This is a genomic window from Streptomyces fagopyri, from assembly GCF_009498275.1.
Classification (GTDB): domain Bacteria; phylum Actinomycetota; class Actinomycetes; order Streptomycetales; family Streptomycetaceae; genus Streptomyces; species Streptomyces fagopyri.
On sequence record NZ_CP045643.1, the window covers coordinates 3,436,773 to 3,462,295 of the forward strand.

Genomic DNA, 25,523 nt, shown 5'->3' on the forward strand with positions numbered 1-25,523 from the left:
ACGAATGAAGGCGCCGGACCCCCTGTCGAACAGGGGGTCCGGCGCCTTCATTTACGCGGGCCGGGGGTCCGCTACTCCCCCGCGATGGCCTCCGCCGCCGCCCGGCCGCAGACCCGGGCCGCGCCGTAGGTCGCGATGTGCGGGGCGCCCCGGGGCGGAGCCTGCGGGACGCCCATCTCCACCACGATCGTGTCGGGGCGGGCGGCCAGCAGGGTGTCGAGGGTGGTCGCCATCCAGGCGTGCCGGTGTTCGTCGCGGACGACGGCGACGATCCGCCGGGAGCCCGCCGCGGCCAGGACCTCGGCGGCCGCGTCGTCGCCCGAGAAACCGCCGGTCTCCGTGCCGGGCACGAGCCGGGCCAGCTCGGCGGCGACACCCCAGGGGGTCTCGTCACCGACGGCGATGTTCGCGACCGGCGTGAGCGCGGCCACGTAGGGAGCACCGGTGAGCGGGGTGTACGGCCCGGAGGAGGTGACCCGCAGCGCGCGTCGTGCGGCGATCAGCCCGATCTCTTCGCCGTCCCCCGGACCGCCGCCGTCCGCGCCGCTCCCCGAACCCGTGTTCTCCGCGCGCCGCGCCGCCGCGGCGGTCGTCCACCGGGCCAGCGCCCGGACCCGCGCCGCCGCGTCCGCGAGCCGCTCCTCGGCCAGTTCACCGGTGCGGACCGCCGAGACCAGGGCGTCGCGCAGCCGTCGTACCGTCTCGTCGTCCGCGAGGCCGCCGCCCACACAGATCGCGTCCGCGCCGGCTCCGATGGCGAGGACGCTGCCCCGCTCGATGCCGTACGTCGCGGTGATGGCCTGCATCTCCATGCCGTCGGTGACGATGAGTCCCTCGTAGCCGAGTTCCTCGCGCAGCAGACCGGTCAGGATGCGGCGGGAGAGCGTGGCCGGGCGGTCCGGGTCCAGGGCCGGGACCAGGATGTGCGCGCTCATCACCGCACGGGTGCCCGCGGCGATCGCGGCCCGGAACGGGGCGAGTTCACGTGCCTGGAGGACCGGCAGGCCGGCGTCGATGCGCGGCAGGGCGTGGTGGGAGTCGACCGCCGTGTCGCCGTGCCCGGGGAAGTGCTTGGTGCAGGCCGCGACGCCGGCGGACTGCAGGCCGGTGACGTAGGCGGCGGTGTGCCGGGCCACCAGATCGGTGTCGGCGCCGAAGGAGCGTACGCCGATGACCGGGTTCCCGGGGTTGGAGTTCACGTCCGCGGACGGGGCCCAGTTGAGGTTCACCCCGCAGTCCGCCAGGCGCCGGCCGAGCGCCGAGGCCACCTCCCTGGTCAGTTCCACGTCGTCCACCGCGCCCAGCGCGTGGTTGCCGGGATAGGAGGAGCCGGACCGGACCTCCAGACGGGTGACGTCGCCGCCCTCCTCGTCGATGGCCACGAGGACGTCGTCGCGCTCCGCGCGCAACTGGGCCGTCAGGGCGGAGAGCTGTTCGGGCGAGGCGATGTTCCGGCCGAAGAGGCCGACCGAGGCCAGGCCCTCACCGAGCCGGCGCAGCACCCAGTCGGGGGCCGTGGTCCCCGTGAAGCCGGGCTGCAGGACGGTCAGCGCGTCGCGTGTCAGGTCATCCTTGTCCGCGTTGGACGCGGCTGTTCCGCTGGCGAGTGTCGTCATCGGGGGCGTTATCCCTTCACGGCGCCCGCGGTCAGCCCCGCGGCCATCTTGCGCTGGACGATGAGGAAGAGGACGACGATCGGCACGGCCATCATGGTGGCGCCGGCCATCATCGGGGCGTACTCGGTGCCGTGCTTGGTGGTGAAGTTGCCGAGCCAGACGGTGGCGGTCTGGTTCTTCTGGCTCATCAGCATCAGGGCGTAGAGGTACTCGTTCCACGCCTGGATGAACGCGTACACCGAGGTCGCGACCATGCCGGGGGCGAGGAGCGGGAAGACCACCCGCAGGAAGGCGCCGGTGCGTGAGCAGCCGTCGACCATGGCCGCCTCCTCCAGTTCCTTCGGGATGTTGACGATGAAGCCGCGCAGTGTCCACACCGTGAAGGGCAGGACGAAGGTCAGGTAGGTGATGACCAGGCCGGAGAGCCGGTCGTACTGATCGAGGTCGTTGAGGAGCAGGAAGACCGGGATGATCATGGCGACGAGCGGGACCATCTGGACCGCCAGGATGCCGACGATCACGATCTTGCGGCCGCGGAAGGCGAAGCGGGAGATGGCGAGCGCGGCGAGCATGCCCACCACGATGCCGATCACGACGACGGACAGGGACACGATCAGGCTGCGGCCGACCGGGCCCCAGAAGTCCGCGATGTCCAGCGCGCGGCGGAAGTTGTCGAGCGTCACCCCGGTGGGGAACAGGCTCGGATCCGGGTCGATGGCGTCCTTCGCGGGCTTGAACGCCGTGTTCAGCATCCAGTAGACCGGGAAGCCGGCGGTGACGAAGACGAGCAGGCCGAGGACGTTCCAGCCGAGCTTGGACCTGCGGGGTCCGGAGGGCGTACGCCTCGGTGTGGCGACGGCGCTCATTCGACCTCTCCGATCTTGAGCATCTGACGCATGTAGACGGCGACCACGCCGAGCAGGAGCAGCACGGTCAGCAGGGCGATCGCCGATCCCTGGGCATAGTCGTTGACCACGAAGGCGCGGTCGTAGGAGTAGGTGGTGAGCAGCTGGAACTCGGCCTCGGGGTGGCCGCCGCGCATCACGAAGACCTGCGGGAAGACTCCCATGTCCCAGATGACGGAGAGCGTCGTCAGCATCACGACGATCGGCTTGAGGATGGGGAGCGTGACGTAGCGGAAGACCCCCCACGAGCCGGCGCCGTCCAGGCGGGCCGCCTCCTCCAGTTCCTGGGGTACCTGCGTCAGCCCCGCGCTGAGCGTGATGACGACGAAGGGCACCGCGCCCCACACCACCAGCAGCATGATCACGGCCAGGCCCTGCGGTCCGCTGGCGAACCAGTTGTGGCCGACCATGTCGACGCCGGGCAGCTTGCTCAGCACCGCGTTGAAGACGCCGTAGTCCGAGTCGAAGAGCCACTTGAACACGGTGGTGGCCACGATGATCGGCATGCCCCAGCCGGCCACGAGCGCGATGTTGACGAGCGTCTTGACCCAGCCGGAGACGCGCTGGAGGAGCAGCGCGATCAGCATGCCGGCGACCATCGTGAAGACGACGGATCCGCCGGCGAAGATGATCGTGCGAAGGACGACGGACCAGAACTCGCTGTCGCCGAGCACCTTGGTGAAGTTGTCGAGGCCGACCGACTCGGCGGGCTGGAAGCCCCAGAGCTGGGACTGGCCGAACTTCTGGAAGGACAGGGTGACGAGCCGGACCAGGGGGTAGCCCATGACCAGCGCGAGGATCAGCAGACAGGGGGCGAGCAGGGCCCAGGGGACGGCGCTCCCGCCGGGGGCCCGCCTTCTGCGGGGCGCCCTGGGGACCGCCGGTGGCGATGCCTGCCGCGCGGGTGGCGCCTTGGTCGGGGTGGTCGTGTCTGCGGCACTCATCGCGCGCTCCTCAGCGGTCCCTCAGGTCGTACGAGAAGCAGGGCCCCGTCCCCGGAAGTGTTCCCGGGGTCCGACGGGCCCTGCGCTCAGGTCACTTGGTGTTGATGACCTTGTCGATCGCGGCGTCCGCTTCCTTCGCGGCGGCCTCGACCGACTTCTTGCCGGTGCCGATGTTCTGCAGCATGGTCTGCAGGACCTGGGCCTTCTCGACCTGGCCCCAGCCCGGCGCCATCGGCACGAACCAGCTGCTCTCGGCCGCGGTGGCCGGGACGACCGTCGCCGGGTCGTTCTTCAGGGTCGCGAGGTCGGTCTTGTTGTTGGGCAGGTTGCCCTTGCCCATCAGACCCTTCTGGCCCGTGGAGCCGGTGAAGGCGTTGATCCACTCGCCGGCGAGGGCCTGTGCCTTGGACTTCACCGGGATGGCGAGGTCGGAGCCGCCGAGGAAGACGGGCAGGTTCTTGCCGGACGGGCCGGGCATCACGAAGTTCTCGAGGTTGCCCTTGAGCTTGCCGGTCTTGTCGTTCTTCGGGTCCTCGGAGGTCGCGCCCTCCCAGGCGGCGCCGAAGATCATGGCGGACTTGCCCTGGCCGTAGACGATGTAACGGTCGGACTCGTCCTTGGTCTTGTCGCCGTGCATGTACTTGTCGACGACGTTCTTGAACTCGTTGAGGCCCTTGACCGACTCGGGCGAGGAGAGGCCGGCCTTCCACTGGCCGCCCTCGTCCTTGGCGATGGCGCCGCCGGCGTCGTAGACGAAGGACATCGCGGCGTACCAGTCGCGGGTGGGCTGGTACCAGGCGTTGAACTTGCTCCCCTCCTTCTTCTGGATCTTGTCCAGGTCGGAGGTGAGCTCCTGGTACGTCTTGGGGGTCGCCTTGACGCCGGCCGAAGCCGCCACGTCCTTGCGCCAGTTGCCGACGCGGCCACCGGCGTAGTACGGCACGCCGTAGGTCTTGTCCTGGTAGGTGACCGACGCCTTCAGGCCGTCCAGCCATCCGGCCGAGTTGTCGAACTTCGTGGCGTCGACGGGGGCGAAGGCTCCCTTGACCATGTAGCCGAGCATCTCGGTGTTGCCCATCTCGACCACGTCGGGGGCCTTGTCGGTGGCGAGAACGGCGTCGAGCTTGGCGTTCTTGTCCGGCCAGCCGTAGTACTCGTGGTTGATCTTGACGCCCGGGTGCTTCGCCTTCACCGCCGCGTCCGCGGCCTTGACCAGCTCGGGCCAGTTGTTCTGGGCGTCCACGGTGAGCCAGACGGTCAGTTCCTTGGCGTCCGCGCCCTTGTCCGACCCCCCGGACTTGTTGTCACTGTCCCCGCACGCCGCGATGGAGACCATCATGCCCGCGATACCGATCGCAGCTGCCAGCTTCCGCTTCACGTCACCCTCCTCAGGGATGCCATAAACCCCCCTGCCCACCGCGGTGACACACGCCGAATCGCTGCCGATTACTGCCCGTGGGGCTGGGACCTGGACCAATGGTGTAGACCAGTACGGGGAGCTTGGCCTAGACCTAGAGGGGTGTCAAGGGTGTGTAAGCCCGGCCGACCGTCCGTTATCGGACCTACATATGCAAGGACCTTTAAGTAGGTAAGTGGCATAAACGGCAGGGCTGTTCAGGAACCTCGCGCGCACGATGGACTAGACCAGCAGGTACCCCGACGGTATATAGAGGGGATCACGGAGCGTGCGGGAGACACTCACACACGAAGCCGTGCCACGATGTGAGCCGTGACCGGCGGGATGCCGGTCGCTTCGGCACCCGGAGCCGGGAAGGCAGAGCATGAGCACCGACGTCAGCAGTGCGGAGAACGAGGGTGGGGCCCCCATCCGTACCGCGCGCGTGCCCAAGTACTACCGCCTCAAGAAGCACCTGCTCGACATGACGGACACCCTGCCGCCCGGCACGCCGGTGCCGCCCGAGCGCACGCTCGCCGCCGAGTTCGACACCTCGCGTACGACCGTGCGCCAGGCTCTCCAGGAACTCGTCGTCGAGGGCCGTCTCGAACGCATCCAGGGCAAGGGCACCTTCGTCGCCAAGCCGAAGGTCTCCCAGGCGCTCCAGCTCACCTCGTACACCGAGGACATGCGGGCCCAGGGCCTCGAACCCACCTCGCAGCTCCTGGACATCGGCTACATCACCGCCGACGAGACCCTCGCGGAACTGCTCGACATCTCCTCCGGCGGCCGGGTGCTGCGCATCGAGCGGCTGCGTCTGGCCAGTGGTGAGCCGATGGCCATAGAGACGACCCATCTGTCCGCGAAACGCTTCCCCGCCCTGCGCCGGTCGCTCGTCAAGTACACCTCGCTCTACACCGCGCTCGCCGAGGTGTACGACGTCCACCTCGCGGAGGCCGAGGAGACCATCGAGACCTCACTGGCCACCCCGCGCGAGGCCGGACTGCTCGGTACCGACGTCGGTCTGCCCATGCTGATGCTGTCCCGGCACTCGATCGACCGGCAGGGTGAACCGGTGGAGTGGGTGCGCTCGGTGTACCGCGGCGACCGCTACAAGTTCGTGGCCAGGCTCAAGCGCCCGCAGGACTGACCGCGGCCGGACACCGGCGCGTGAACCGGGCGCCGGCCGGCCGGGTCCTGGCACCGGCCGAATCGCGCCGTCCGACGCCCCGCCGACGCCCCGCGGGCCGCGCGCCACCCCTCGTACCGACGTGCGAGGAGCGGTCCCGGCGAGGCCTGTCGGGAGCGATGCGCGGGGCTCCCGCGCCACCGGACACCAACCCTCCACATCCCCCACCGGAGATGGGGTTCCATAAAGCGGAACCGTCGCCTAGATTTCCTGCCCGTTGCACAGGTGACCAGCGAGGGGACGGAGCCGCACATGTCAGACGTGCCGGAAGCGACACCACCGGTGGTGAGACCCGACCGAACGGTGACACCGGTCCGCGTGGTGATCGCCCTCTGCCTGATCGCCCCGTTCGTGGCGATGCTGTGGGTCGGCTCCTACGCGAAGACCGACCCGGCCTTCATCGGCATCCCGTTCTTCTACTGGTACCAGATGCTGTGGGTGCTCGTCTCGACCGCGCTCACCGTGACCGCGTACCAGCTGTGGCAGCGTGACCAGCGCGCCCGCGCCACCACGAAGGGCGGTGCCGACGCATGAACGACGGCGTGAACGGCGTGGCACTCGCCGTCTTCATCTTCTTCTTCGCGGCCGTCACGGTCCTGGGCTTCCTGGCCGCGCGCTGGCGCAGGGCCGACAACGAGCACAGCCTCGACGAATGGGGCCTGGGCGGACGGTCGTTCGGCACCTGGGTCACCTGGTTCCTGCTCGGCGGCGACCTCTACACGGCGTACACCTTCGTCGCGGTACCGGCCGCGATCTACGCGGCGGGAGCGGCCGGCTTCTTCGCCGTGCCGTACACGATCCTGGTCTACCCGCTGGTCTTCACGTTCCTGCCGCGCCTGTGGTCCGTCTCGCACAAGCACGGCTATGTGACGACGTCGGACTTCGTGCGCGGCCGCTTCGGCTCCAAGGGCCTGTCCCTCGCCGTGGCCGTCACCGGCATCCTCGCGACCATGCCGTACATCGCGCTCCAACTGGTCGGCATCCAGGCCGTGCTGGACGTGATGGGCGTCGGCGGCGGCGAGAACACCAACTGGTTCGTCAAGGACCTTCCGCTCCTCATCGCCTTCGGCGTGCTGGCCGCGTACACGTACTCCTCCGGCCTGCGCGCGCCCGCACTGATCGCGTTCGTGAAGGACACCCTGATCTACATCGTGATCGCGGTGGCCATCATCTACATCCCGATCAAGCTGGGCGGGTTCGACGAGATCTTCCACTCGGCGAGCGAGAAGTACGCCGCGGCCGGCGCGGGCGGGATCGTACCGGCCCAGGCCGGGCAGTGGACCTACGCCACCCTGGCGCTCGGCTCCGCGCTCGCCCTGTTCATGTACCCGCACTCGATCACCGCGACGCTGTCCAGCCGCAGCCGTGAGGTGATCCGCCGCAACACCACGATCCTGCCCCTCTACTCCCTGATGCTGGGCCTGCTCGCCCTGCTCGGTTTCATGGCGATCGCCGCCGGGGTGAAGGTCACCAACGGCCAGCTCGCCATCCCGCAGCTCTTCGAGGACATGTTCCCGGACTGGTTCGCCGGTGTGGCCTTCGCGGCGATCGGCATCGGAGCCCTCGTCCCCGCGGCCATCATGTCCATCGCGGCCGCGAACCTCTTCACCCGCAACATCTACAAGGACTTCATCAAGCCGGACGCGACCCCGCAGCAGGAGACGAAGGTCTCCAAGCTGGTCTCGCTCCTGGTGAAGGTGGGCGCGCTGGTCTTCGTCCTGACGATGGACAAGACGGTCGCCATCAACTTCCAGCTCCTGGGCGGCATCTGGATCCTGCAGACCTTCCCGGCGCTGGTCGGCGGTCTGTTCACGCGCTGGTTCCACCGCTGGGCGCTGCTCGGGGGCTGGGCGGTCGGCATGCTCTACGGCACGCTCGCCGCCTACGGGGTCGCCTCGCCGACACAGAAGCACTTCGGCGGCAGCTCGAAGGAGATCCCCGGGATCGGGGAGATCGGCTACCTCGGCCTGACGGCGTTCGTCATGAACGTGGTGGTCTCCGTCGTCCTCACCTTCGTCCTGCGCGCCTTCAAGGCCCCGGACGGCGTGGACGAGACGTCACCGCAGGACTACACGGCGGACGCCGGCGACCCGGGAGTCAAGGTCGAACTGCCGCCCGCCACCGCGGAGGCGGGCCACTAGGCCCCGCCCGGCGGGAGCGGCCGGACCGGGCGCACGACAGCGGCACACGCGGCGGGCCGCCGGAGAGAAATCCGGCGGCCCGTCGCCGTACGTCTGCCGCACACTCTCCGCATGGACATCGTCATCAGGCCGGCGCGGCCGCGGGAGTACCCCGGCGTCGGCGAGATCACCGTGCGGGCCTATCTCGGGGACGGGCTGCTCGACTACGGGGAGAGCGACCCGTATCTCGGAGCGCTGCGGGACGTCGCGAGGCGGGCCGCCGCGGCCGAGGTGCTCGTCGCGGTCGAGGGCGAACGGATACTCGGCGCCGTGACCTTCGTCCCGCGGGGCGGCCCCATGGCCGACGTCGCGGGGCCCGGTGAGGCCGAGATCCGGATGCTCGCCGTCGCGCGCGAGGCCCGCGGCCGGGGTGCGGGCACCGCTCTCGTGGGCGCCTGCGTCGACCGCGCACGGGCCACCGGGGGCTGTACGCGCGTGGTGCTGTCCACCCAGCGCACCATGCGCACCGCCCACCGGCTCTACGAGCGCCTCGGCTTCACCCGCGCTCCGGAGCGCGACTGGAACCCGGTTCCGCACCTCGACGACATCCTCCTCCTCACCTACGAGTTGGCCCTCAGCCACACTCCGTAGCGCGCTCCCAAGCCGACACGGCACAACATGTGGTGGTGCTTCCTCAGCCCGGCACTAGATGTATGCTCATGCTCGCTGTCGTCGCAGGGGAATCCGGTGCGAATCCGGAACTGTCCCGCAACGGTGTACTTGTGCGCATTCGCGCACTGGCTTCAGTCCGAGGACCTGCCGACAGCGTGCCCCGGGCCGGCCGGCCCGGGCGCCTACGACGTCCGAGCCTCGTGGAATGGGCCGGTGGACGCACGCGTACCCGTCACGGAGTCGCGTGTCCCGCTGCCCTCCGCCAGGCCCCGTGCCGAGCGAGGGAGTGCCCCAAGTGACCATCGCGCCAGCCGACCCGGTTTCAGTTTCCGCCCAGCGGGCCCCGGTGGAAGCGGAGTCCGCGCAGCGGGCCCCGGTGGAGACGGACGGTCCCGGTACCACGTTGCTGCGTACCTTGACCGACTTCACCGCCGACCTCCCCGGCGCCGACCCCGGCCGGGTCGCCGCCGCCGCGCTGCGCGGCCGGTCCACGCACGCGGACGAGGCGGAGCTGCGCGAGCTGGCCACCGAGGCGGCCGCGGGCCTCATCTCCGAGGACCCCGTGTACTCGCGGCTGGCCGCCAGGCTGCTGACGGTCGGCATCGCCGAGGAGGCCGCCTCGCAGGGCGTCACGACGTTCTCCGAGTCCATCACCACGGGCCGGCGCGAGGGCCTGATCGCCGACCGCACGGCCGACTTCGTCGACCTGCACGCGGCCCGCCTGGACGCGCTGATCGACACCGCGGGCGACGACCGCTTCGGCTACTTCGGCCTGCGTACCCTGCACAGCCGCTACCTGCTCCGGCACCCGATCACCCGCAAGGTCGTCGAGACCCCCCAGCACTTCATGCTCCGGGTGGCGTCCGGCCTCGCGGAGGACGACACGGCCCGGTCCGTCGACGAAGTGGCCGCGCTCTACGGCCTGATGAGCCGCCTGGACTACCTCCCCTCCTCCCCCACGCTCTTCAACTCCGGTACGCGGCACCCCCAGATGTCGTCCTGCTACCTCCTCGACTCCCCGCTGGACGAGCTGGACTCCATCTACGACCGCTACCACCAGGTCGCGCGCCTGTCGAAGCACGCGGGCGGCATCGGCCTGTCCTACTCCCGCATCCGCTCGCGCGGTTCGCTGATCCGGGGCACGAACGGGCACTCCAACGGCATCGTCCCGTTCCTGAAGACCCTCGACGCGTCGGTCGCCGCGGTGAACCAGGGCGGCCGGCGCAAGGGCGCCGCCGCGGTCTACCTGGAGACCTGGCACTCCGACATCGAGGAGTTCCTGGAGCTGCGGGACAACACCGGTGAGGACGCCCGCCGTACGCACAACCTGAACCTGGCGCACTGGATCCCGGACGAGTTCATGCGCCGGGTCGACAGCGACGCGCCGTGGTCCCTCTTCTCGCCCTCCGAGGTGCCCGAGCTGGTCGACCTGTGGGGCGCCGAGTTCGACGCGGCCTACCGCGCGGCGGAGGCGAAGGGCCTGGCGAAGAAGACCATCCCGGCCCGCGACCTCTACGGGCGCATGATGCGCACCCTGGCGCAGACCGGCAACGGCTGGATGACCTTCAAGGACGCCGCCAACCGCACGGCCAACCAGACGGCGGAGCCGGGCCACACCGTGCACTCCTCGAACCTGTGCACCGAGATCCTGGAGGTCACGGACGACGGGGAGACGGCCGTCTGCAACCTCGGCTCGGTCAACCTCGGCGCGTTCGTCGACACGGCGGCCGGCGACATCGACTGGGAACGGCTGGACGAGACGGTCCGCACCGCCGTCACCTTCCTCGACCGCGTCGTCGACATCAACTTCTATCCGACCGAGCAGGCGGGCCGGTCGAACGCGAAGTGGCGCCCGGTCGGCCTCGGCGCGATGGGTCTCCAGGACGTCTTCTTCAAGCTGCGGCTGCCCTTCGACTCGCCCGCCGCCCGCGCGCTGTCCACCCGTATCGCCGAGCGCGTCATGCTCGCCGCCTACGAGGCCTCCGCCGACCTGGCCGAGCGGAGCGGCCCGCTGCCGGCCTGGGAGAAGACCCGCACCGCCCGCGGTGTGCTGCACCCCGACCACTTCGACGTCGAGCTGAACTGGCCGGAGCGCTGGGCGGCGCTGCGCGAGCGCGTCGCCGCGGTCGGCATGCGCAACTCGCTCCTGCTCGCCATCGCGCCCACCGCGACGATCGCGTCCATCGCGGGCGTGTACGAGTGCATCGAGCCGCAGGTCTCCAACCTCTTCAAGCGCGAGACGCTGTCCGGTGAGTTCCTCCAGGTCAACTCCTACCTGGTGGCCGAGCTGAAGAAGCTCGGCATGTGGGACGCGCAGACCCGGGAGGCGCTGCGCGAGTCGGGTGGCTCGGTGCAGGGCTTCACCTGGGTCCCGCGGGAGGTCCGCGACCTGTACCGCACGGCGTGGGAGATCCCGCAGCGCGGTCTCATCGACATGGCCGCGGCCCGCACCCCGTTCCTGGACCAGGCCCAGTCGCTGAACCTGTTCCTGGAGACGCCGACCATCGGCAAGCTCTCCTCGATGTACGCGTACGCCTGGAAGTCCGGCCTGAAGACGACGTACTACCTGCGCTCGCGTCCGGCGACCCGCATCGCTCGCGCCGCCCAGGCGCAGGCGAGGCCCGAGAACACCATCCCCCTCCAGCAGGTCGCCGACCCCGACGCCGTCGCCTGCTCCCTTGAGAACCCCGAGTCCTGCGAGGCCTGTCAGTGATGTCCACCCCGAACAGCGAGAAGAACCTGCTCGACCCGGGCTTCGAACTCACCCTGCGTCCCATGCGCTACCCGGACTTCTACGAGCGCTACCGGGACGCCATCAAGAACACCTGGACCGTCGAGGAGGTCGACCTCCACTCGGACGTCGCCGACCTGGCGAAGCTGTCCGAGGGCGAGCAGCACATGATCGGCCGGCTGGTCGCGTTCTTCGCGACGGGCGACTCGATCGTGGCGAACAACCTGGTCCTGACGCTGTACAAGCACATCAACTCCCCCGAGGCGCGCCTGTACCTCTCGCGCCAGCTGTTCGAGGAGGCCGTGCACGTCCAGTTCTATCTGACCCTCCTGGACACCTATCTGCCCGACCCCGAGGACAGGACGGCGGCCTTCGCGGCCGTCGAGAACATCCCGTCCATCAGGGAGAAGGCCGAGTTCTGCTTCAAGTGGATGGACTCGGTGGAGAAGCTGGACCGCCTGGAGACCAAGGCCGACCGGCGCCGCTTCCTGCTGAACCTCATCTGCTTCGCCGCGTGCATCGAGGGTCTGTTCTTCTACGGTGCCTTCGCCTACGTCTACTGGTTCCGCAGCCGGGGTCTGCTGCACGGTCTGGCGACGGGCACCAACTGGGTGTTCCGCGACGAGACGATGCACATGTCCTTCGCCTTCGAGGTGGTCGACACCGTCCGCAAGGAGGAGCCCGAGCTCTTCGACGACCAGCTCCGGCAGCAGGTCACCGACATGCTGCGGGAAGCCGTCGAGGCCGAGCTGCAGTTCGGGCGCGACCTGTGCGGTGAAGGACTGCCGGGCATGAACACCGAGTCGATGCGCCAGTATCTGGAGTGCGTCGCCGACCAGCGCCTCCAGCGGCTCGGCTTCGCCCCGGTCTACGGCTCCGAGAACCCCTTCTCCTTCATGGAGCTCCAGGGCGTCCAGGAGCTGACCAACTTCTTCGAGCGCCGTCCCTCGGCGTACCAGGTCGCCGTGGAGGGCTCGGTCGGCTTCGACGAGGAGTTCTGACCGCTTCCGCAACGGGACCTCTGCCGACGGAGCCGGGCCGCGCACGCGGCCCGGCTTCGTCACGTCCGCCCCCAGCCACGCCAATCCCCTTTCCAATCCCCGCCTATGGAGCGGCAAAGTTCTTCGGGCGTGACTGTTCGTGTGCCGTCCGTGCCGGTTAGGTTCTGGCCGTCCCGCCGTGTCACGCACCGTGGCATTCCGGAACGATCACTGTGTCATGCCCACGACAAAGCTGTGCGTGCATCACGCTACGCGCGTCACGGGCCCGCACCTCAGCTCAGCGCCGCGAACCCCACTTCCGGCTGTGGAACCGCGTACGGCCCCACCCGGGCCGGCGCGGCACCGGCCTCAAACCGATGGAGGCAGCACTCCCATGAGTGACACACGCTCCAGCAGGCCCGCCCGGCGGTTGCGAAGACTCCTGACCACCGCCGTCCCCGCCCTCGCGCTCACCGTCGCCGGTCTCATGGCGGCCCCGGCCGCCGGTGCCCAGACCGCGCCCGCCACCGGACACACCTCCCGCGTGACCCAGAACGCGAAGGCACTGACCGCCCCCGCCGCCCAGGCCGTCCACGCGACGGGCAGGGCGGGCCAGAAGGTGCCGACCACCCGTCTGTGCGGCGCCCCGACGCCCGGTCACGCGGCCTGCTTCGCCCAGCGCCGCACCGACATCAAGCAGAAACTGGCCGCCGCGGTCACCTCCGACGCCGCCGCCGCGGTGTCCGGTCTCAGCCCGGCCAACCTGCACAGCGCCTACGGCCTGCCCTCGACGGGCGGTTCGGGCCTGACGGTCGCCGTGGTCGACGCCTACAACGACCCCAACGCCGAGTCGGACCTCGCCACCTACCGCTCGCAGTTCGGCCTGTCGGCCTGCACCAAGGCCAACGGCTGCTTCAAGCAGGTCAGCCAGACCGGCTCGACCACCTCGCTGCCGACGAACGACAGCGGCTGGGCCGGCGAGGAAGCGCTCGACATCGACATGGTCAGCGCCGTCTGCCCGAACTGCAACATCATCCTCGTGGAGGCCACGTCACCCACCGACGCCAACCTCGGCACCGCCGAGAACGAGGCCGTCGCGCTGGGCGCGAAGTTCGTGTCCAACAGCTGGGGCGGCAGCGAGTCGTCCTCCCAGACCGGCGAGGACACCTCGTACTTCAAGCACCCCGGCGTCGCGATCACCGTCTCCTCCGGTGACGAGGCCTACGGCGCCGAGTACCCGGCGACCTCCCAGTACGTGACCGCCGTGGGCGGCACCGCGCTGTCCACGTCCTCCGGCACCCGCGGCTGGACCGAGTCCGTGTGGAAGACCAGCAGCACCGAGGGCACCGGCTCCGGCTGCTCCGCCTACGACCCCAAGCCGGCCTGGCAGACCGACACCGGGTGCGCCAAGCGCATGGAGGCCGATGTCTCCGCGGTCGCCGACCCCGCCACCGGCGTGGCCGTCTACGACACCTACGGCGGCTCCGGCTGGGCGGTCTACGGCGGTACGAGCGCCTCGGCGCCGATCATCGCGGGTGTGTACGCGCTGGCCGGCACCCCGGGCAGCGCCGACTACCCGGCGAAGTACCCCTACTCCCACACGTCGAGCCTGTACGACGTGACCAGCGGCAACAACGGTTCGTGCAGCACCTCGTACTTCTGCACCGCGACCACCGGCTACGACGGCCCGACCGGCTGGGGCACCCCCCACGGCACCGCCGCCTTCACCTCCGGCACCAGCACCGGCAACACGGTGACGGTCACCGCTCCGGGCAACCAGTCCACCGCCACCGGCGGCTCCGTCGGTCTGCAGATCTCGGCGAGCGACAGCGCGGGCGCGACCCTCACCTACAGCGCGAGCGGCCTGCCGACCGGGCTGTCGATCAACAGCTCCACCGGGCTGATCTCCGGCACCGCGAGCACCGCCGGCACCTACAGCACCACCGTCACCGCGACCGACAGCACCGGCGCCTCCGGCTCGGCGTCCTTCACCTGGACGGTGTCCTCGGGCGGCGGGGGCACCTGCTCCTCGGCGCAGCTGCTCGGCAACCCGGGCTTCGAGTCGGGCAACACCACCTGGACCGCCTCCAGCGGCGTCATCACCAACGACACCGGTGAGGCCGCGCACGCCGGTTCCTACAAGGCCTGGCTCGACGGCTACGGCTCCACCCACACCGACACCCTCTCCCAGTCGGTGACGATCCCCGCCGGCTGCAAGGCCTCCTTCACCTTCTACCTGCACATCGACACCGCGGAGACCACCACCACCAGCGCCTACGACAAGCTGACGGTCACCGCCGGATCGACGACCCTGGCGTCGTACTCCAACCTCAACAAGGCCACCGGGTACGCGCAGAAGACCTTCGACCTGTCCTCGTTCGCCGGCTCCACCGTCACCCTGAAGTTCAGCGGCGCGGAGGACTCCTCGCTCCAGACCAGCTTCGTCCTCGACGACACCGCCGTCACGACCAGCTGAGCAGTACGGGACCCCGGCCGCCGTCGCGGCCGGGGTCCCGCCCGTCCGGTGGGGATCCTGATGCGCGGGTGACACGTCCAAGCGGCAAGGAGGTCACCCCATGCGCCCTACGAACCCCCACCCTGTCCTCGCCCTCGCCGCCCTCGCCGCCCTGGCCTCGCTGCTCACGGGCTGCGGCACACAGGGCACGGCCGACGCGGGAGGCGGCGGCACCGTGTCGCCGTCCCCCACCAAGCACCCCCAGGACTGCGGCACGGCGCCCGCGGAGCTCGGCGCCGCCGACGCCGGCCGCACGTACTGCCTCGCGACGGGCGGGGTGCTGCGCCTCTCCCTGGACGGCACCGCCGCGCGGCCCTGGACGCCCGTCAAGGCCGACGGCGACGGGCTGGAGGCCGCCAACAGCGGGATCGTCCTCCAGCCGGGCGACGCCTCCGCGGCCTTCCGGGCGGTCTCGGCGGGGACGGTACGGCTCACCTCGTCGCGCCCGCTGTGCGCCACCGAGCCGCACCGGATGTCGTGCAAGGGCCTCCAGGAGTGGACGGTCACCGTGCGAGTGACGAAGCCCTGATCTGACGGTCCACGCGCCGCTCGTGCGCGAGCCCGACCAGCGACGGGAGCGCCACCACGGCGAGGACGGCGAGGACGAGGAGGATGGCGACGAGGTTGTCCGCGAATGTGTTCATGAACAGTACTGTCGCGCCTTTCGCTCCTTACCGTCAGTGGCAGCACTGCCGTACACCCTCGAATTCCTGCCAACTCTGAGGCACACTGGACGGCATGCTGAAGAACGTGGCCGCCGTTCTCCTCGACGGAGTGCACCCCTTCGAACTCGGCGTGATCTGCGAGGTGTTCGGCATCGACCGCAGCGACGACGGGCTGCCCGTGTACGACTTCGCGGTCGCCTCCGCCGAGGGCCCGACCCTGAACACGCACGCGGGGTTCTCGCTGCGCACGGAACACGGCCTGGAGCGGCTGGAGTCGGCCGACCTGATCGCCCTGCCGGCCGGGAACTCCTACGCCTCACGCTCCTACCCGCCCGAACTGCTCGCCGCGCTGCGCCGCGGGGTCGACCGGGGCGCCCGGGTGCTCAGCGTCTGCGCCGGCGTCTTCGTGCTCGGCGCGGCCGGCCTGCTGGACGGTCGGCGCTGCGCCGTGCACTGGCGCCACGCGGACGAACTCGCCCGGCAGTACCCCCGCACGACCGTCGAGCCGGACGTGCTGTACGTGGACGCGGACCCGGTGATCACCTCGGCCGGCACGGCCGCGGGCATCGACGCCTGCCTCCACATCGTCCGCAAGGAGCAGGGCCCGGAGGTCGCCAACGCCATCGCGCGGCGCATGGTGGTGCCCCCGCACCGGGACGGCGGACAGGCCCAGTACATCGAACGCCCGCTGCCCCGTTCCACCTGCGACACGGTCGGCGAGGTGCTGGTGTGGATGGAGCGCCACCTCGACGAGGAGGTGACCGTCGAACAGCTCGCCGCCCGTGCCCACATGTCCCCGCGCACCTTCGCGCGCCGCTTCCAGCAGGAGACCGGCACCACGCCGTACCGCTGGATCCTGCGTCAGCGGGTGCTGCTGGCGCAGGAGTTGCTGGAGGCGACGGACGAGACGATGGACGCGATCGCGGACCGCACCGGGTTCGGCACCGCGGCCGCGCTGCGCCACCAGTTCGTGCGGAGTCTGGGGACGACCCCGCAGGCGTACCGGCGCACGTTCAGGGTCCCGGGGGCCGCCTGACCGCGCACCGGTACGGACGCGTGCCGTCACACACGGTCAGTGCGGCACGGTCAGCGCGGCAGGGTCCTCAGCAGCAGCCGGTGCGGCCGCAGCGTGATGCCGACGCGGGTCGCGTCGTTCGACTCCGACGCCTTCTCCAGGCGCCACCGGGACGCCACCGTCGCCGTGATCAGGCTGAGCTGCGCCATCGAGAAGTGGTCGCTCGGGCACTTCCGGTTGCCCACACTGAAGGGGCTCATGGCGTACTTCGGAACGTCCTTGGCGCGTTCCGGAAGCCAGCGGTCGGGGTCGAAATCCAGGTGCCGGTCGTACGACCGCGGGTCACGCTGGATCGCGTACGGGCTGTAGACGATGTCGGCACCGGCCGGAATCCGATAGCCGCCGAGCTCCGTCTCGGTCACCGCACGCCGCGTCAGAATCCAAACCGCTGGACGCAGCCTCATCGCTTCGACGACGACATTGTTCGTGTGCGACAGCTTCCGGACATCGTCGAATGCGACGGGCCGGTCCCCGGCCACGGATTTGACCTCCGCGGCCACCCGGTCGGCGTGTTCCGGGTGTTCCACGAGGACTTGCAGCAGCCACATGATCGTGGACGCGACGGTTTCGCTGCCGGGGGTGAGTATCGCTACGACTTGGTCGTGGATCTCCTGTTCCCCGATCGGCTCACCGTTCTCGTTCTTCGCTTCCAGCAAGGCCGTCAGCAAATCGTCCGGCTTTTGACCAGATGCGCGTCGTTCGGCGACGATCTCGTCGACCAGGACATGCAAATCGGCCAATGCGCGGTCGAATTTGCGGTTGGCCGGAAGCGGCAGCCGATAGAGCGGGCCCGCCGGGATCACCATGCGCCGGTACATGCCGCGGAAGACCGTGGCGAGCGCGATGCTGAGACGCTCGGCCCGCTCGTCCATGTACTCCCCGCGCAGCAGGCAGCGGGCCGCGATGCGCACGGCGACCCGGAACGACTCCGCGGTGCAGTCGACGGGCCGCCCCGACCCCATGCGCTCCGCGAGGGCCCGTGCCTCCTCCTCCATGACCGGGCCGTACTCGGGGATGATGTCGAGCCGGAACGCCGGCTGTATGGTGCGCCGCTGCCGGCGGTGCCGGGGCCCGTTGGCGGTCGCGACGCCCTCCTTGCCGAGCAGGCCTTCCAGGGACTCCCAGAGCGGTCCGTCGATCTTGAAGTCGGGGCTCAGCGCCATCGCTCCGGTGAGGGCGGGCGAGGTGAGCGCGTACACCGTCTTCGGGCCCAGCCTGAGCCGGACGACCTCGCCGTGCTCACGCAGCCTGGCGAAGAGACCCAGCGGGTCGCGGGCCAGCCGCCAGCCGTGGCCGAGGACGGGGACACCGCCGCCGGCGAGGGGCGGGGCGGGCGGCTCCGGCGCCCCGGGGTGCGCGGGCTTCACTGACTCGACGGTCATGACTCACCTGCCGCTTCGTTGTTGACGTACGGGGGTGTGGATCGGTCGTCCCAGCTGTCGACGGTGTACCGGCCGGACTCGTGGTGGAACCAGTACACGGAGCTGAACCAGTTCCGCATATTGCCGAGGCAGGACTTCACGGCGACGCTCAGTTCCTTTCCGCGCACCGAGCCGTCCGCGAGCGCGTCGGCGAACTCGTCCAGTTCACCTTCCGCGTCGATGAATTCGGTGACGCATTTCTCGACGCGCTGACGCATTTCGGTGACGGCATTCCCGAGAGTCAGCCCCTCATGATGAATGAGACTGATTCCGAGATTGTGCACCTCGTCGCCCGCCATTTCCTTGGGGAGCGAACAGAGGTCGTTGTACCAGGCGGCGAATTCCTGACTGAGCAGGGCCGCCCGCCGGTATACGGAGCTGTTCCGCACGGAGGCGGGGAGTTCACAGCCCGCGCTCGGCTCCAGCAGATCGGTCCAGATCCAGTGGGCGAAGGTGAGCCGCCGGAGTTCGAGATATTCCTCGACGGTGGGCACGATTCCGGAGGTACGGTTGCGGAACTCCCGGTCGTACGCCTCGATCACCGCGTGGAAGTGCCGTGCGAAGCGCGCGTTCCACTTCCGGCCCAGGAACGAGTACAACCGCAGCACACTGTCCGCGAACCCCGCGACCAGGGGATCCGGGTGGTGCAGGTGTTCCCGGGGGGAGTCGAGCGCCTCATGGAGCTGGAACCTGAGCCTCCGCCAGGCCGCCGGCCGGCCGTGGACGACGTCCCGGTCGTGCCGGTCGTCCCAGACGAAGAACCACGCGCTGTAGTCCGCTATCGCCTGTATGACCTCGTCGGGCGCGCCAATGTAGTAGCCCGCCATCAAGTCCGTGTAGCAAAGGCCGTCGGCATATTCCTGGACCGTGTCGGCGGCCATGAGCCGTTTTTCCCGGAGCCACGAACGTGTGTTCTCCTGGAGCCTGGGCCAATACGGATGCAGTTGACGGGGAAACTCGGCCTCGATCACCGGGAGTGAGAGCGCCGGTGGAACCGCGACCACGGTCGGTGTCGATGAAGTGCCGTGTGAGAAAGCATGCACGAACAAACCCCTCTCAGCCGCCAGTTGACGTCACACCCCTCTCGTCGTGCCGGGCGTGCGCCGTTGCGTATCCCCGCACTTCCCATTCAGCACCACAACTGACTGTTCTGGGAATGGATTTGCTCCACTCACTACCGGAGAGTGCCGAGAATCCCCCCTCGCATGACCGAATATGGATCATTAGAGGAGAGGAGGGGATCGAACGTGCGTCGCACATACGAACGGCGCCTGGTCAGAGAGGTCTCTGACCAGGCGCCGTTCACGCGGAACCCACGGAAGACCGCGGACCCCGCCTGTCGTTTTCTGTCTCAGCCGTTCACGGCCGCGGTTCAGTCGTTCGCGACGACCGGGTAGCGGGGCTCGTTCTCGGACATCTGCCGCAGTGCGTCCTTGCGTTCACGCTTGGAGAGCCGGTCGATGTAGAGGTAGCCGTAGAGGTGGTCGGTCTCGTGCTGGAGGCAGCGCGCGAAGTAGCCGGTCCCCCGCACCCTGACCGGGTTGCCCTTCTCGTCCTGCCCGGTGACCTCGGCGTAGTCCGGGCGGGCCAGCGGCGCGTAGGCGGTCGGCACGGACAGGCAGCCCTCGTTGCTCTCGTCCAACTGGCGCCGGTCGGCGGGCAGGTCGACGAGGACCGGGTTGCAGACGACACCGACGTGCCGCGTGCCCTCGTCGTCCTGGCAGTCGTACACGAAGACCTTCAGGTCGACGCCGATCTGGTTGGCTGCCAGGCCCACGCCCTCGGCGGTGCGCTGGCTCGCGAACATGTCGGCGACCAGGCGGCCGAGCTCGTCGTCGAACTCCGTGACGTCCACGCACTCCTTGTGGAGCACCGGGTTGCCGACGACCGTGATCGGCCGCGAGGTGCCGGGCTCGCGGTAGGCCGCCTCACGCTCCTCGCAGTCCTCGGAGTCGATGACGAAACCCTCGTCGTCCACGGGGAGCACGCCCGCGTGCTGCTGTTCGGTGTCCTGCTGCGCCATGACCGACGTATGCCTTCCTGGAATCCATGAGAGTGCTGCGGCATACAGCCTACGGGGCCGCGCGCACCCCTCGGCAGGCGTGCGCGGCCGGCGGCAGCCGGCTAACAGACCTCTTCGAGGTCCCGCCAGTCCCGGGAGTCGGGGCTGTCGGCGACCCAGCCGTCGAGCAGCCCGCGCACCAGCGAGGCCGGTGCCGCGAGCCCGCACTCCCGCTCGGGCACCCACAGCTGCCCGTCGGTGCGGTGGCCGAGCGGGCCCGGGTGCCCCGGCTCACTGTGGTCGTGCGGATCGAGGTGCTCGCCGTCGCCCTCGTCGGACGGCATCCGGGACTCCGAGCACATCCGGCACAGCAGCCGCACGGACGACGACCAGTCCTCGGCGGCGAAGCCCGCGTCGGCCGCGAGCTGCTCCAGGGCGTCCCGGTCCTCCTCGGTGGCCGCCTCCAGCAGGACGACCCAGGTGGGCACCGGGGACGGAGCCCACAGCTCGATCTCGTCGAAGACGGGGTAGGCGTGCCCGGCGGCGGTGGTCCGCTCGCCGTGCGGCACTCCGTCGTGCAGGACGACCTCGCCCCAGCGCCGCCCGGAGGACGGCAGCGGAATGGAGAGGACCTCGATCCGGGCCGGATCGAGCCTGCGGCCCCACACGACCTCGGCCTCGCCCTCCGGCGACAGCCGCACGGCCGCGCTGCCGAGGTCCATGCCCGCCGGCTCCCCCGAGACGGCGGCTCCGCCGGGCACCCGCAGCCCGTACGCCTGCCAGGCGCGGCGGGCCAGCGGCCAGTCCTGCAGGGCGGTGGCGGCGATGCCGACGTTCCACCAGTCGGGGGCGCCCGCCTCCCGGTCCAGGAGCGCGACCGCCCGCAGACCGGCGGCCCTGGCCTGCTCCCAGTCGTGCCGGAACTTGTGCAGCAGAGCCAGGTTGAACCAGGACTCGGACAGCCACGGCTCCAGGTCGGCGGCGCGTGTCAGCAGCGCTCCCGCGTCCTCGTACCGGCCGTCACCGATCAGCGTGAACGCACGGTCGGTGGCCTGCCGCCATGAGGCGGAGGGCCGGTGTCGTCCCTTGCCGAAGATCCTCACGATTCCCGCCTGCCAGTTCCTTGCGATTCCCGCCTGCCGGTCGCTCGAAGAGTCTCTTGAGGACGGTGCGGCCACGGGCCGGCCCGTGCCCCCGAACGCCCTCTTCCTCGCATCCAACCACGTACCGTCGGACGCCCGCTCATTACCCATGGGTTACCCAGCCTGGGGCAGGGTAAGGCCGCCCCGCAACAGGACCCTGGCCAGCGACTCCACGACTTCGGGCTGATGGTCGCGGGCGGTGGCCAGCCGCAGCTTCTCCAGGGCGGTCAGTGGCCCTCCGGGCCCCGCTTCCCTGGCCAGCTCCTCGTAGGCGTTCACCGTCCGTACGATCCGCGCGTTCACCGGCTGCTCCCGGTAGGGATCGGCCTGCCGCTCCACCACCACCGCGACCTCGGCGTCCACCCCGGTCTGGCGTACCACCGCGCCGCCGAGGAGGGCGATGCGGCGCTGCTCCTCGGCGGAGAGCGCGGAGGTGGCACCCGCCGGGACCGGATCGACGAGGCTGAGCTGTCCGATGTCGTGCATCAGGGCCGCGTACTCCAGAACGGTCAGATCGGGCTCGGAAAGGCCCAGCTCACGCCCGACGGCGCGGCTGAGCGCCGCCACTCTGCGGGCGTGCCCCGCGGGGGTGTACCCGGCGATCTCGGTCGCCCGCGCGAGGGAGGCGATGGTCTGCCGGTAGGTGATCCGCACGGCCGCGTACCGCCGGAAGGACAGCTGGGTCAGGAGCAGCGGCAGCGAGAACACGGGCAGCGCCCACAGCCCCACGACCGCCACGGCGAGCGACATCACGGCCCCGGTCGCGCAGACCGCGGACCCGATGCCGAGGGTGGCCCGCAGCTCGTCCCGCAGCAGCGGCCCGAAGGGCCAGCGGGTCCGGGCGTGCGCCGTCGCGGCCGCGAGCACGGCGTCGCACAGCGCGGTCAGCACCAGCAGCGCGACCAGCAGCAGGGCGTACGAGGGGCCGGCCCATCCCATCAACCGCCCCCGGTCGTAGAGGGGTTGGAAGCAGACGGCGGCGAAGGCGACGGTCAGGACGCGCCGGGTGAGGTGGTCGAGCGTCGGGCCGCCGCCACGGGCGACATGCGGGACACAGCCCAGCAGCGCCGCGGCGCTCACGACGGCCACGACCTGGAGGGCGCCGTGCCGGCCGGGGTGGCCCGCCTGCTCGCCGAGCAGCGCGTACGACAGCGCGCCCGCGGCTCCGAGGGGAGCGGACTCCCGGTCCTCGGTGCCGCTCCAGCGGGTGAGCTCCCCCACGGCGACGAGGATGCCGTAGGCGAGGGCCGTCCCGCGTTCGTCGATACCGTTCCAGAGGGTGACGGCCAGGGCGGCGGCGCCGAGCAGGGCGGCACCGGTGTGGGCGAGCGTGCCGAGGACGCCGGGGTGCGGACCGGTGAGGGCGCGGTCGGCCGGGGGCCGGGCCGACTCCCCGTACTCCTCGCCCCGGCGTTCCCCGTGTTCCCCGTGTTCCCCGTGTTCCCCGTGTTCCCCGTACTCCCCGTACTCCCCGTGTTCCCCGTGCTCCTCGCCCCGGTGCGAGGGGATGGCGCCGCTTCGCTCCGCCGGGTTCACGGGCTTCTCCGGCCCGGGCTGTCGGCGGGCGTGCTGTCCGTCGGACGGGGGACGGAAGGCGTCGTCCGGTCGTCGCCGGCGGTCACCGCGGGGTGCCAGCCGTCCCGGTCCAGGGCCCGGACCAGGGCGCCCACCATCCCGGGGTCGAACTGCGCCCCGGCGCAGCGCTCCAGCTCCGCCAGCGCCGCGGGCACCGGCCGGGCCCTGCGGTAGGACCGGGTCGACGTCATCGCGTCGAAGGCGTCGGCCACGGCCACCACCCGGGCGAACTCCGGGATCTGCCCTCCGACGAGTCCGTACGGGTAGCCGCTCCCGTCGAGTCGCTCGTGGTGGTGCAGGATCGCCGAGCGGGCCTCCCCCAGGAAGCCGATGCCGCGCACCATCTCGTGGCCGTACTCGGGATGCAGCTCGATGATCCGCCGTTCGTCCGGCGTGAGCGGGCCGTCCTTGCGCAACAGCCGGGTGGGCACCCCGAGTTTGCCCACGTCGTGCAGGATCCCGGCGAATCTCAGCACCTCGGCCCGCTCGTCGTCCATGCCGAGTTCACGCGCGATCATCATGGACGCCTGCCCGACCCGCTCGCTGTGTCCGCGGGTGTACCCGTCCTTGATGTCGACGGCCTGCACGAGCGCCCGGATGGTGGCCTGGTGGGCGGCCCGCTCCCGGTGATACTGGGCGAACACCCAGCACGAGACGTACATCGGCAGCAGCACGAGCAGCGCGGCGACCGGCCCGTACGGGCTGCGCCACAGGACCGCCATCATCAGTCCGGCGAGTCCGTGCACGGCTACCGGGGCGAGGGAGCGGGAGAAGAGACCGCGCCAGGCGCCGCGCACCGGCACCCGTTCGGCCAGGGCCAGGATCCCGCCGTCGAGGACGGTCAGCACCAGACAGAAGGCGAGCACCGCCGCGCCGGCGGGCACGAGCGCGTACGGGAAGCGGGGTCCGACGACCGCGTCCCGGCCGTCCAGCGCCCAGTGCACCCCGGAGGCCGCCCGGACGGCGACGGCGAGCTGGGCCGCGCGCCAGGTCCGGCGCAGTCCGCGCGGGCGCTGCTCCACCCGGGCGAGCAGTGCCCCCGGCAGCGCGACGAGCGCGGCGGCGGGCGGCGGCAGCAGAAAGGCGCCGGCGAGCAGTACGGGGAGGAAGGTGCCCAGGCCCTGCGGCGCGCGCCGCTCGGCGGCACGGGCGGCGGCGCCCCTGGGGCCGTGCGGCAGGGTGATCCGCTCGCATCCGGCGTACAGCGCGGCGAGCAGGGCGACGATCCACCAGGGGGTGGGTACGGCCGGCAGCGGAGCGAGGCAGGCGAGGGCGGCGAGGACGACACAGGCCACGTACACCCGGGCCCCCGCCGGAATCGTCCCCATCTCCTCGTCCCCTCCCCCCGCTCAGGTTCCGGAGCCTAGGGGGGTGGCGCGGGGGTGGGGGCGGCAACAGCGGAATCCGCGGGCTCGAAGCCCGCGGATTCGCACGTTCGGGTGATAACCGGACGATCTCGCCGAGGTGTCCGACGCGTCCCCCGGGTCAGGATTCCTGCGGGGTCGCGCCGACCTCGTGCTCCGGCACGGTCTGTCCGGAGCGGATCAGGTCGATGCGGCCCATCACCTTCGCCCGCAGGTCGGTCGGCACGTCGTCCTGTCCGCAGCACCGCTTGACCAGCTTCTTCACGGCCTGCTCCAGGCCGTACTTCTCGAGACACGGAGAGCACTCCTCGAAATGCACCTCGAACTTGGTGCAGTCCGCGTCCGGCATCTCATGGTCGAGGAACTCGTAAAGATGATCGAGTACCTCACTGCAATCTGTCTCGTGCGGCTCTCCGCAGCTCATGAGCCCGAGCCTTTCGCTTCGTTCGACTCTCCGGCGCCGGCCGGGACCAGGCCACGGTCACGGGCGTAGTCCTCGAGCATGCCGCGCAGTTGACGACGGCCCCGGTGCAGCCGGGACATCACCGTGCCGATGGGTGTCCCCATGATGTCCGCGATCTCCTTGTACGCAAAGCCCTCGACGTCCGCGAGATAGACGGCGATGCGGAATTCCTCGGGAATCGCCTGCAGCGCTTCCTTGACGTCCGAGTCGGGCAGGTGGTCCAGCGCCTGCGACTCGGCCGAGCGCAGACCGGTCGACATGTGCGACTCGGCACGCGCGAGCTGCCAGTCCTCGATCTCCTCGGCCGCGCTGCGCTGGGGTTCGCGCTGCTTCTTGCGGTACGAGTTGATGAAGGTGTTGGTGAGGATGCGGTACAGCCACGCCTTCAGGTTGGTGCCCTCACGGAACTGGTGGAAGGAGGCGTACGCCTTCGCGTACGTCTCCTGCACCAGGTCCTCGGCGTCGGCCGGGTTCCGCGTCATGCGCAGGGCGGCCGAGTACATCTGGTCGAGGAATTCGAGCGCGTCCCGCTCGAAGCGCGCCGTGCGCTCCGCGGTCGATTCCGCGCCCGTGCCCTGGCCCTCGGGCTGCTCCGCCTGGCCGTGTTCGGTCCCTGCGTCGGTCCCAGTGACCGGACCCACCTCCTCCAGCGATGTGGTGGAACCGAAACCGGTCCCACTCGAATCGGAGGATAGACGAACATCCACACCCGCCGCCGCCCGAACGGGGGCGCCCTTCGACGCGCGCA

At 70.3% G+C, this 25,523-nt stretch carries 22 protein-coding genes and 1 riboswitch; of the genes, 9 read left to right on the forward strand and 13 right to left on the reverse strand.

What is annotated here, in order from left to right; all coding sequences use genetic code 11:
* Window positions 1-71: 71 nt before the first annotated feature.
* The 4 genes from GFH48_RS14630 to GFH48_RS14645 form a co-directional block, all read right to left on the reverse strand.
* Complete coding sequence (locus tag GFH48_RS14630; RefSeq protein ID WP_153288693.1) at window positions 72-1,616, reverse strand: glycoside hydrolase family 3 protein; 1,545 nt, start codon at window positions 1,614-1,616, stop codon at window positions 72-74.
* Window positions 1,617-1,624: 8 nt separating this feature from the next.
* On the reverse strand, window positions 1,625-2,482 hold the full coding sequence (locus GFH48_RS14635; protein WP_153288694.1) for a carbohydrate ABC transporter permease: 858 nt from the start codon (window positions 2,480-2,482) through the stop codon (window positions 1,625-1,627).
* Entirely contained in the window at window positions 2,479-3,465 is a 987-nt protein-coding gene (locus GFH48_RS14640; RefSeq protein WP_153288695.1) for a carbohydrate ABC transporter permease, read from the reverse strand. The genes GFH48_RS14635 and GFH48_RS14640 overlap by 4 nt, the downstream gene beginning before the upstream one ends.
* A gap of 91 nt (window positions 3,466-3,556) precedes the next feature.
* Window positions 3,557-4,843, reverse strand: coding sequence for an extracellular solute-binding protein (locus GFH48_RS14645; RefSeq protein ID WP_153288696.1), 1,287 nt, complete (start codon window positions 4,841-4,843; stop codon window positions 3,557-3,559).
* Between the two features lie 403 nt (window positions 4,844-5,246).
* On the opposite strand from GFH48_RS14645, the gene GFH48_RS14650 reads away from it, so the two are divergent.
* From GFH48_RS14650 to GFH48_RS14685, 8 genes are all read left to right on the forward strand, one after another.
* On the forward strand, window positions 5,247-6,011 hold the full coding sequence (locus GFH48_RS14650; RefSeq protein WP_153288697.1) for a GntR family transcriptional regulator: 765 nt from the start codon (window positions 5,247-5,249) through the stop codon (window positions 6,009-6,011).
* Window positions 6,012-6,302: 291 nt separating this feature from the next.
* A complete protein-coding gene (locus GFH48_RS14655) occupies window positions 6,303-6,584 on the forward strand; it encodes a DUF3311 domain-containing protein (RefSeq protein ID WP_194280586.1) in 282 nt (93 codons plus the stop codon).
* On the forward strand, window positions 6,581-8,191 hold the full coding sequence (mctP, locus tag GFH48_RS14660) for a monocarboxylate uptake permease MctP (RefSeq protein WP_153288699.1): 1,611 nt from the start codon (window positions 6,581-6,583) through the stop codon (window positions 8,189-8,191). Before GFH48_RS14655 ends, mctP begins: the two co-directional genes overlap by 4 nt.
* Window positions 8,192-8,302: 111 nt before the next feature.
* On the forward strand, window positions 8,303-8,821 hold the full coding sequence (locus tag GFH48_RS14665) for a GNAT family N-acetyltransferase (RefSeq protein WP_153288700.1): 519 nt from the start codon (window positions 8,303-8,305) through the stop codon (window positions 8,819-8,821).
* A gap of 62 nt (window positions 8,822-8,883) precedes the next feature.
* A riboswitch (cobalamin riboswitch) is annotated at window positions 8,884-9,008 on the forward strand.
* A 129-nt stretch (window positions 9,009-9,137) separates the two neighbouring features.
* Complete coding sequence (locus GFH48_RS14670; RefSeq protein ID WP_407698632.1) at window positions 9,138-11,555, forward strand: ribonucleoside-diphosphate reductase subunit alpha; 2,418 nt, start codon at window positions 9,138-9,140, stop codon at window positions 11,553-11,555.
* Window positions 11,555-12,574, forward strand: coding sequence for a ribonucleotide-diphosphate reductase subunit beta (locus GFH48_RS14675; RefSeq protein ID WP_153288701.1), 1,020 nt, complete (start codon window positions 11,555-11,557; stop codon window positions 12,572-12,574). Before GFH48_RS14670 ends, GFH48_RS14675 begins: the two co-directional genes overlap by 1 nt.
* A 373-nt stretch (window positions 12,575-12,947) precedes the next feature.
* Window positions 12,948-15,029 carry a putative Ig domain-containing protein gene (locus GFH48_RS14680; RefSeq protein WP_153288702.1) on the forward strand — a complete coding sequence of 694 codons (2,082 nt, stop codon included), beginning with the start codon at window positions 12,948-12,950 and terminating at the stop codon, window positions 15,027-15,029.
* A gap of 100 nt (window positions 15,030-15,129) precedes the next feature.
* Window positions 15,130-15,597 (forward strand): hypothetical protein, encoded by a 468-nt coding sequence (locus GFH48_RS14685; RefSeq protein ID WP_153288703.1) that lies wholly within the window; start codon window positions 15,130-15,132, stop codon window positions 15,595-15,597.
* Here the strand turns inward: GFH48_RS14685 and GFH48_RS38555 are convergent.
* Window positions 15,572-15,712: a hypothetical protein gene (locus GFH48_RS38555; RefSeq protein ID WP_194280587.1), complete on the reverse strand. Its 141-nt coding sequence runs from the start codon at window positions 15,710-15,712 to the stop codon at window positions 15,572-15,574. The two genes, GFH48_RS14685 and GFH48_RS38555, sit on opposite strands and share 26 nt — an antisense overlap.
* Before the next feature lie 94 nt (window positions 15,713-15,806).
* Here GFH48_RS38555 and GFH48_RS14690 point away from each other — a divergent pair, with 94 nt between their 5' ends.
* Window positions 15,807-16,769: a GlxA family transcriptional regulator gene (locus GFH48_RS14690; RefSeq protein ID WP_153288704.1), complete on the forward strand. Its 963-nt coding sequence runs from the start codon at window positions 15,807-15,809 to the stop codon at window positions 16,767-16,769.
* A 50-nt stretch (window positions 16,770-16,819) separates the two neighbouring features.
* Here the strand turns inward: GFH48_RS14690 and GFH48_RS14695 are convergent, their stop codons facing one another.
* From GFH48_RS14695 to sigR, 8 genes are all read right to left on the reverse strand, one after another.
* The gene (locus GFH48_RS14695) at window positions 16,820-18,190 is read right to left on the reverse strand and encodes a bifunctional albaflavenone monooxygenase/terpene synthase (RefSeq protein ID WP_153288705.1); all 1,371 of its coding nucleotides are present in this window, start codon (window positions 18,188-18,190) and stop codon (window positions 16,820-16,822) included.
* On the reverse strand, window positions 18,187-19,272 hold the full coding sequence (gene cyc1 / locus GFH48_RS14700; RefSeq protein WP_153288706.1) for an epi-isozizaene synthase: 1,086 nt from the start codon (window positions 19,270-19,272) through the stop codon (window positions 18,187-18,189). The genes GFH48_RS14695 and cyc1 overlap by 4 nt, the downstream gene beginning before the upstream one ends.
* Before the next feature lie 329 nt (window positions 19,273-19,601).
* The gene (gene def, locus GFH48_RS14705; protein ID WP_153288707.1) at window positions 19,602-20,252 is read right to left on the reverse strand and encodes a peptide deformylase; all 651 of its coding nucleotides are present in this window, start codon (window positions 20,250-20,252) and stop codon (window positions 19,602-19,604) included.
* Between the two features lie 101 nt (window positions 20,253-20,353).
* Complete coding sequence (locus GFH48_RS14710) at window positions 20,354-21,334, reverse strand: tetratricopeptide repeat protein (protein WP_148010382.1); 981 nt, start codon at window positions 21,332-21,334, stop codon at window positions 20,354-20,356.
* Window positions 21,335-21,487: 153 nt separating this feature from the next.
* Window positions 21,488-22,681, reverse strand: a complete 1,194-nt coding sequence (locus GFH48_RS14715; protein ID WP_153292913.1) for an HD-GYP domain-containing protein — start codon at window positions 22,679-22,681, stop codon at window positions 21,488-21,490.
* Between the two features lie 224 nt (window positions 22,682-22,905).
* Window positions 22,906-24,276, reverse strand: coding sequence for an HD-GYP domain-containing protein (locus GFH48_RS14720; RefSeq protein ID WP_153288708.1), 1,371 nt, complete (start codon window positions 24,274-24,276; stop codon window positions 22,906-22,908).
* 157 nt (window positions 24,277-24,433) lie between these two features.
* Window positions 24,434-24,736 carry a mycothiol system anti-sigma-R factor gene (gene rsrA, locus GFH48_RS14725; RefSeq protein WP_153288709.1) on the reverse strand — a complete coding sequence of 101 codons (303 nt, stop codon included), beginning with the start codon at window positions 24,734-24,736 and terminating at the stop codon, window positions 24,434-24,436.
* Window positions 24,733-25,416 carry an RNA polymerase sigma factor SigR gene (gene sigR / locus GFH48_RS14730; protein WP_153288710.1) on the reverse strand — a complete coding sequence of 228 codons (684 nt, stop codon included), beginning with the start codon at window positions 25,414-25,416 and terminating at the stop codon, window positions 24,733-24,735. The genes rsrA and sigR overlap by 4 nt, the downstream gene beginning before the upstream one ends.
* Between the last annotated feature and the right edge of the window lie 107 nt (window positions 25,417-25,523).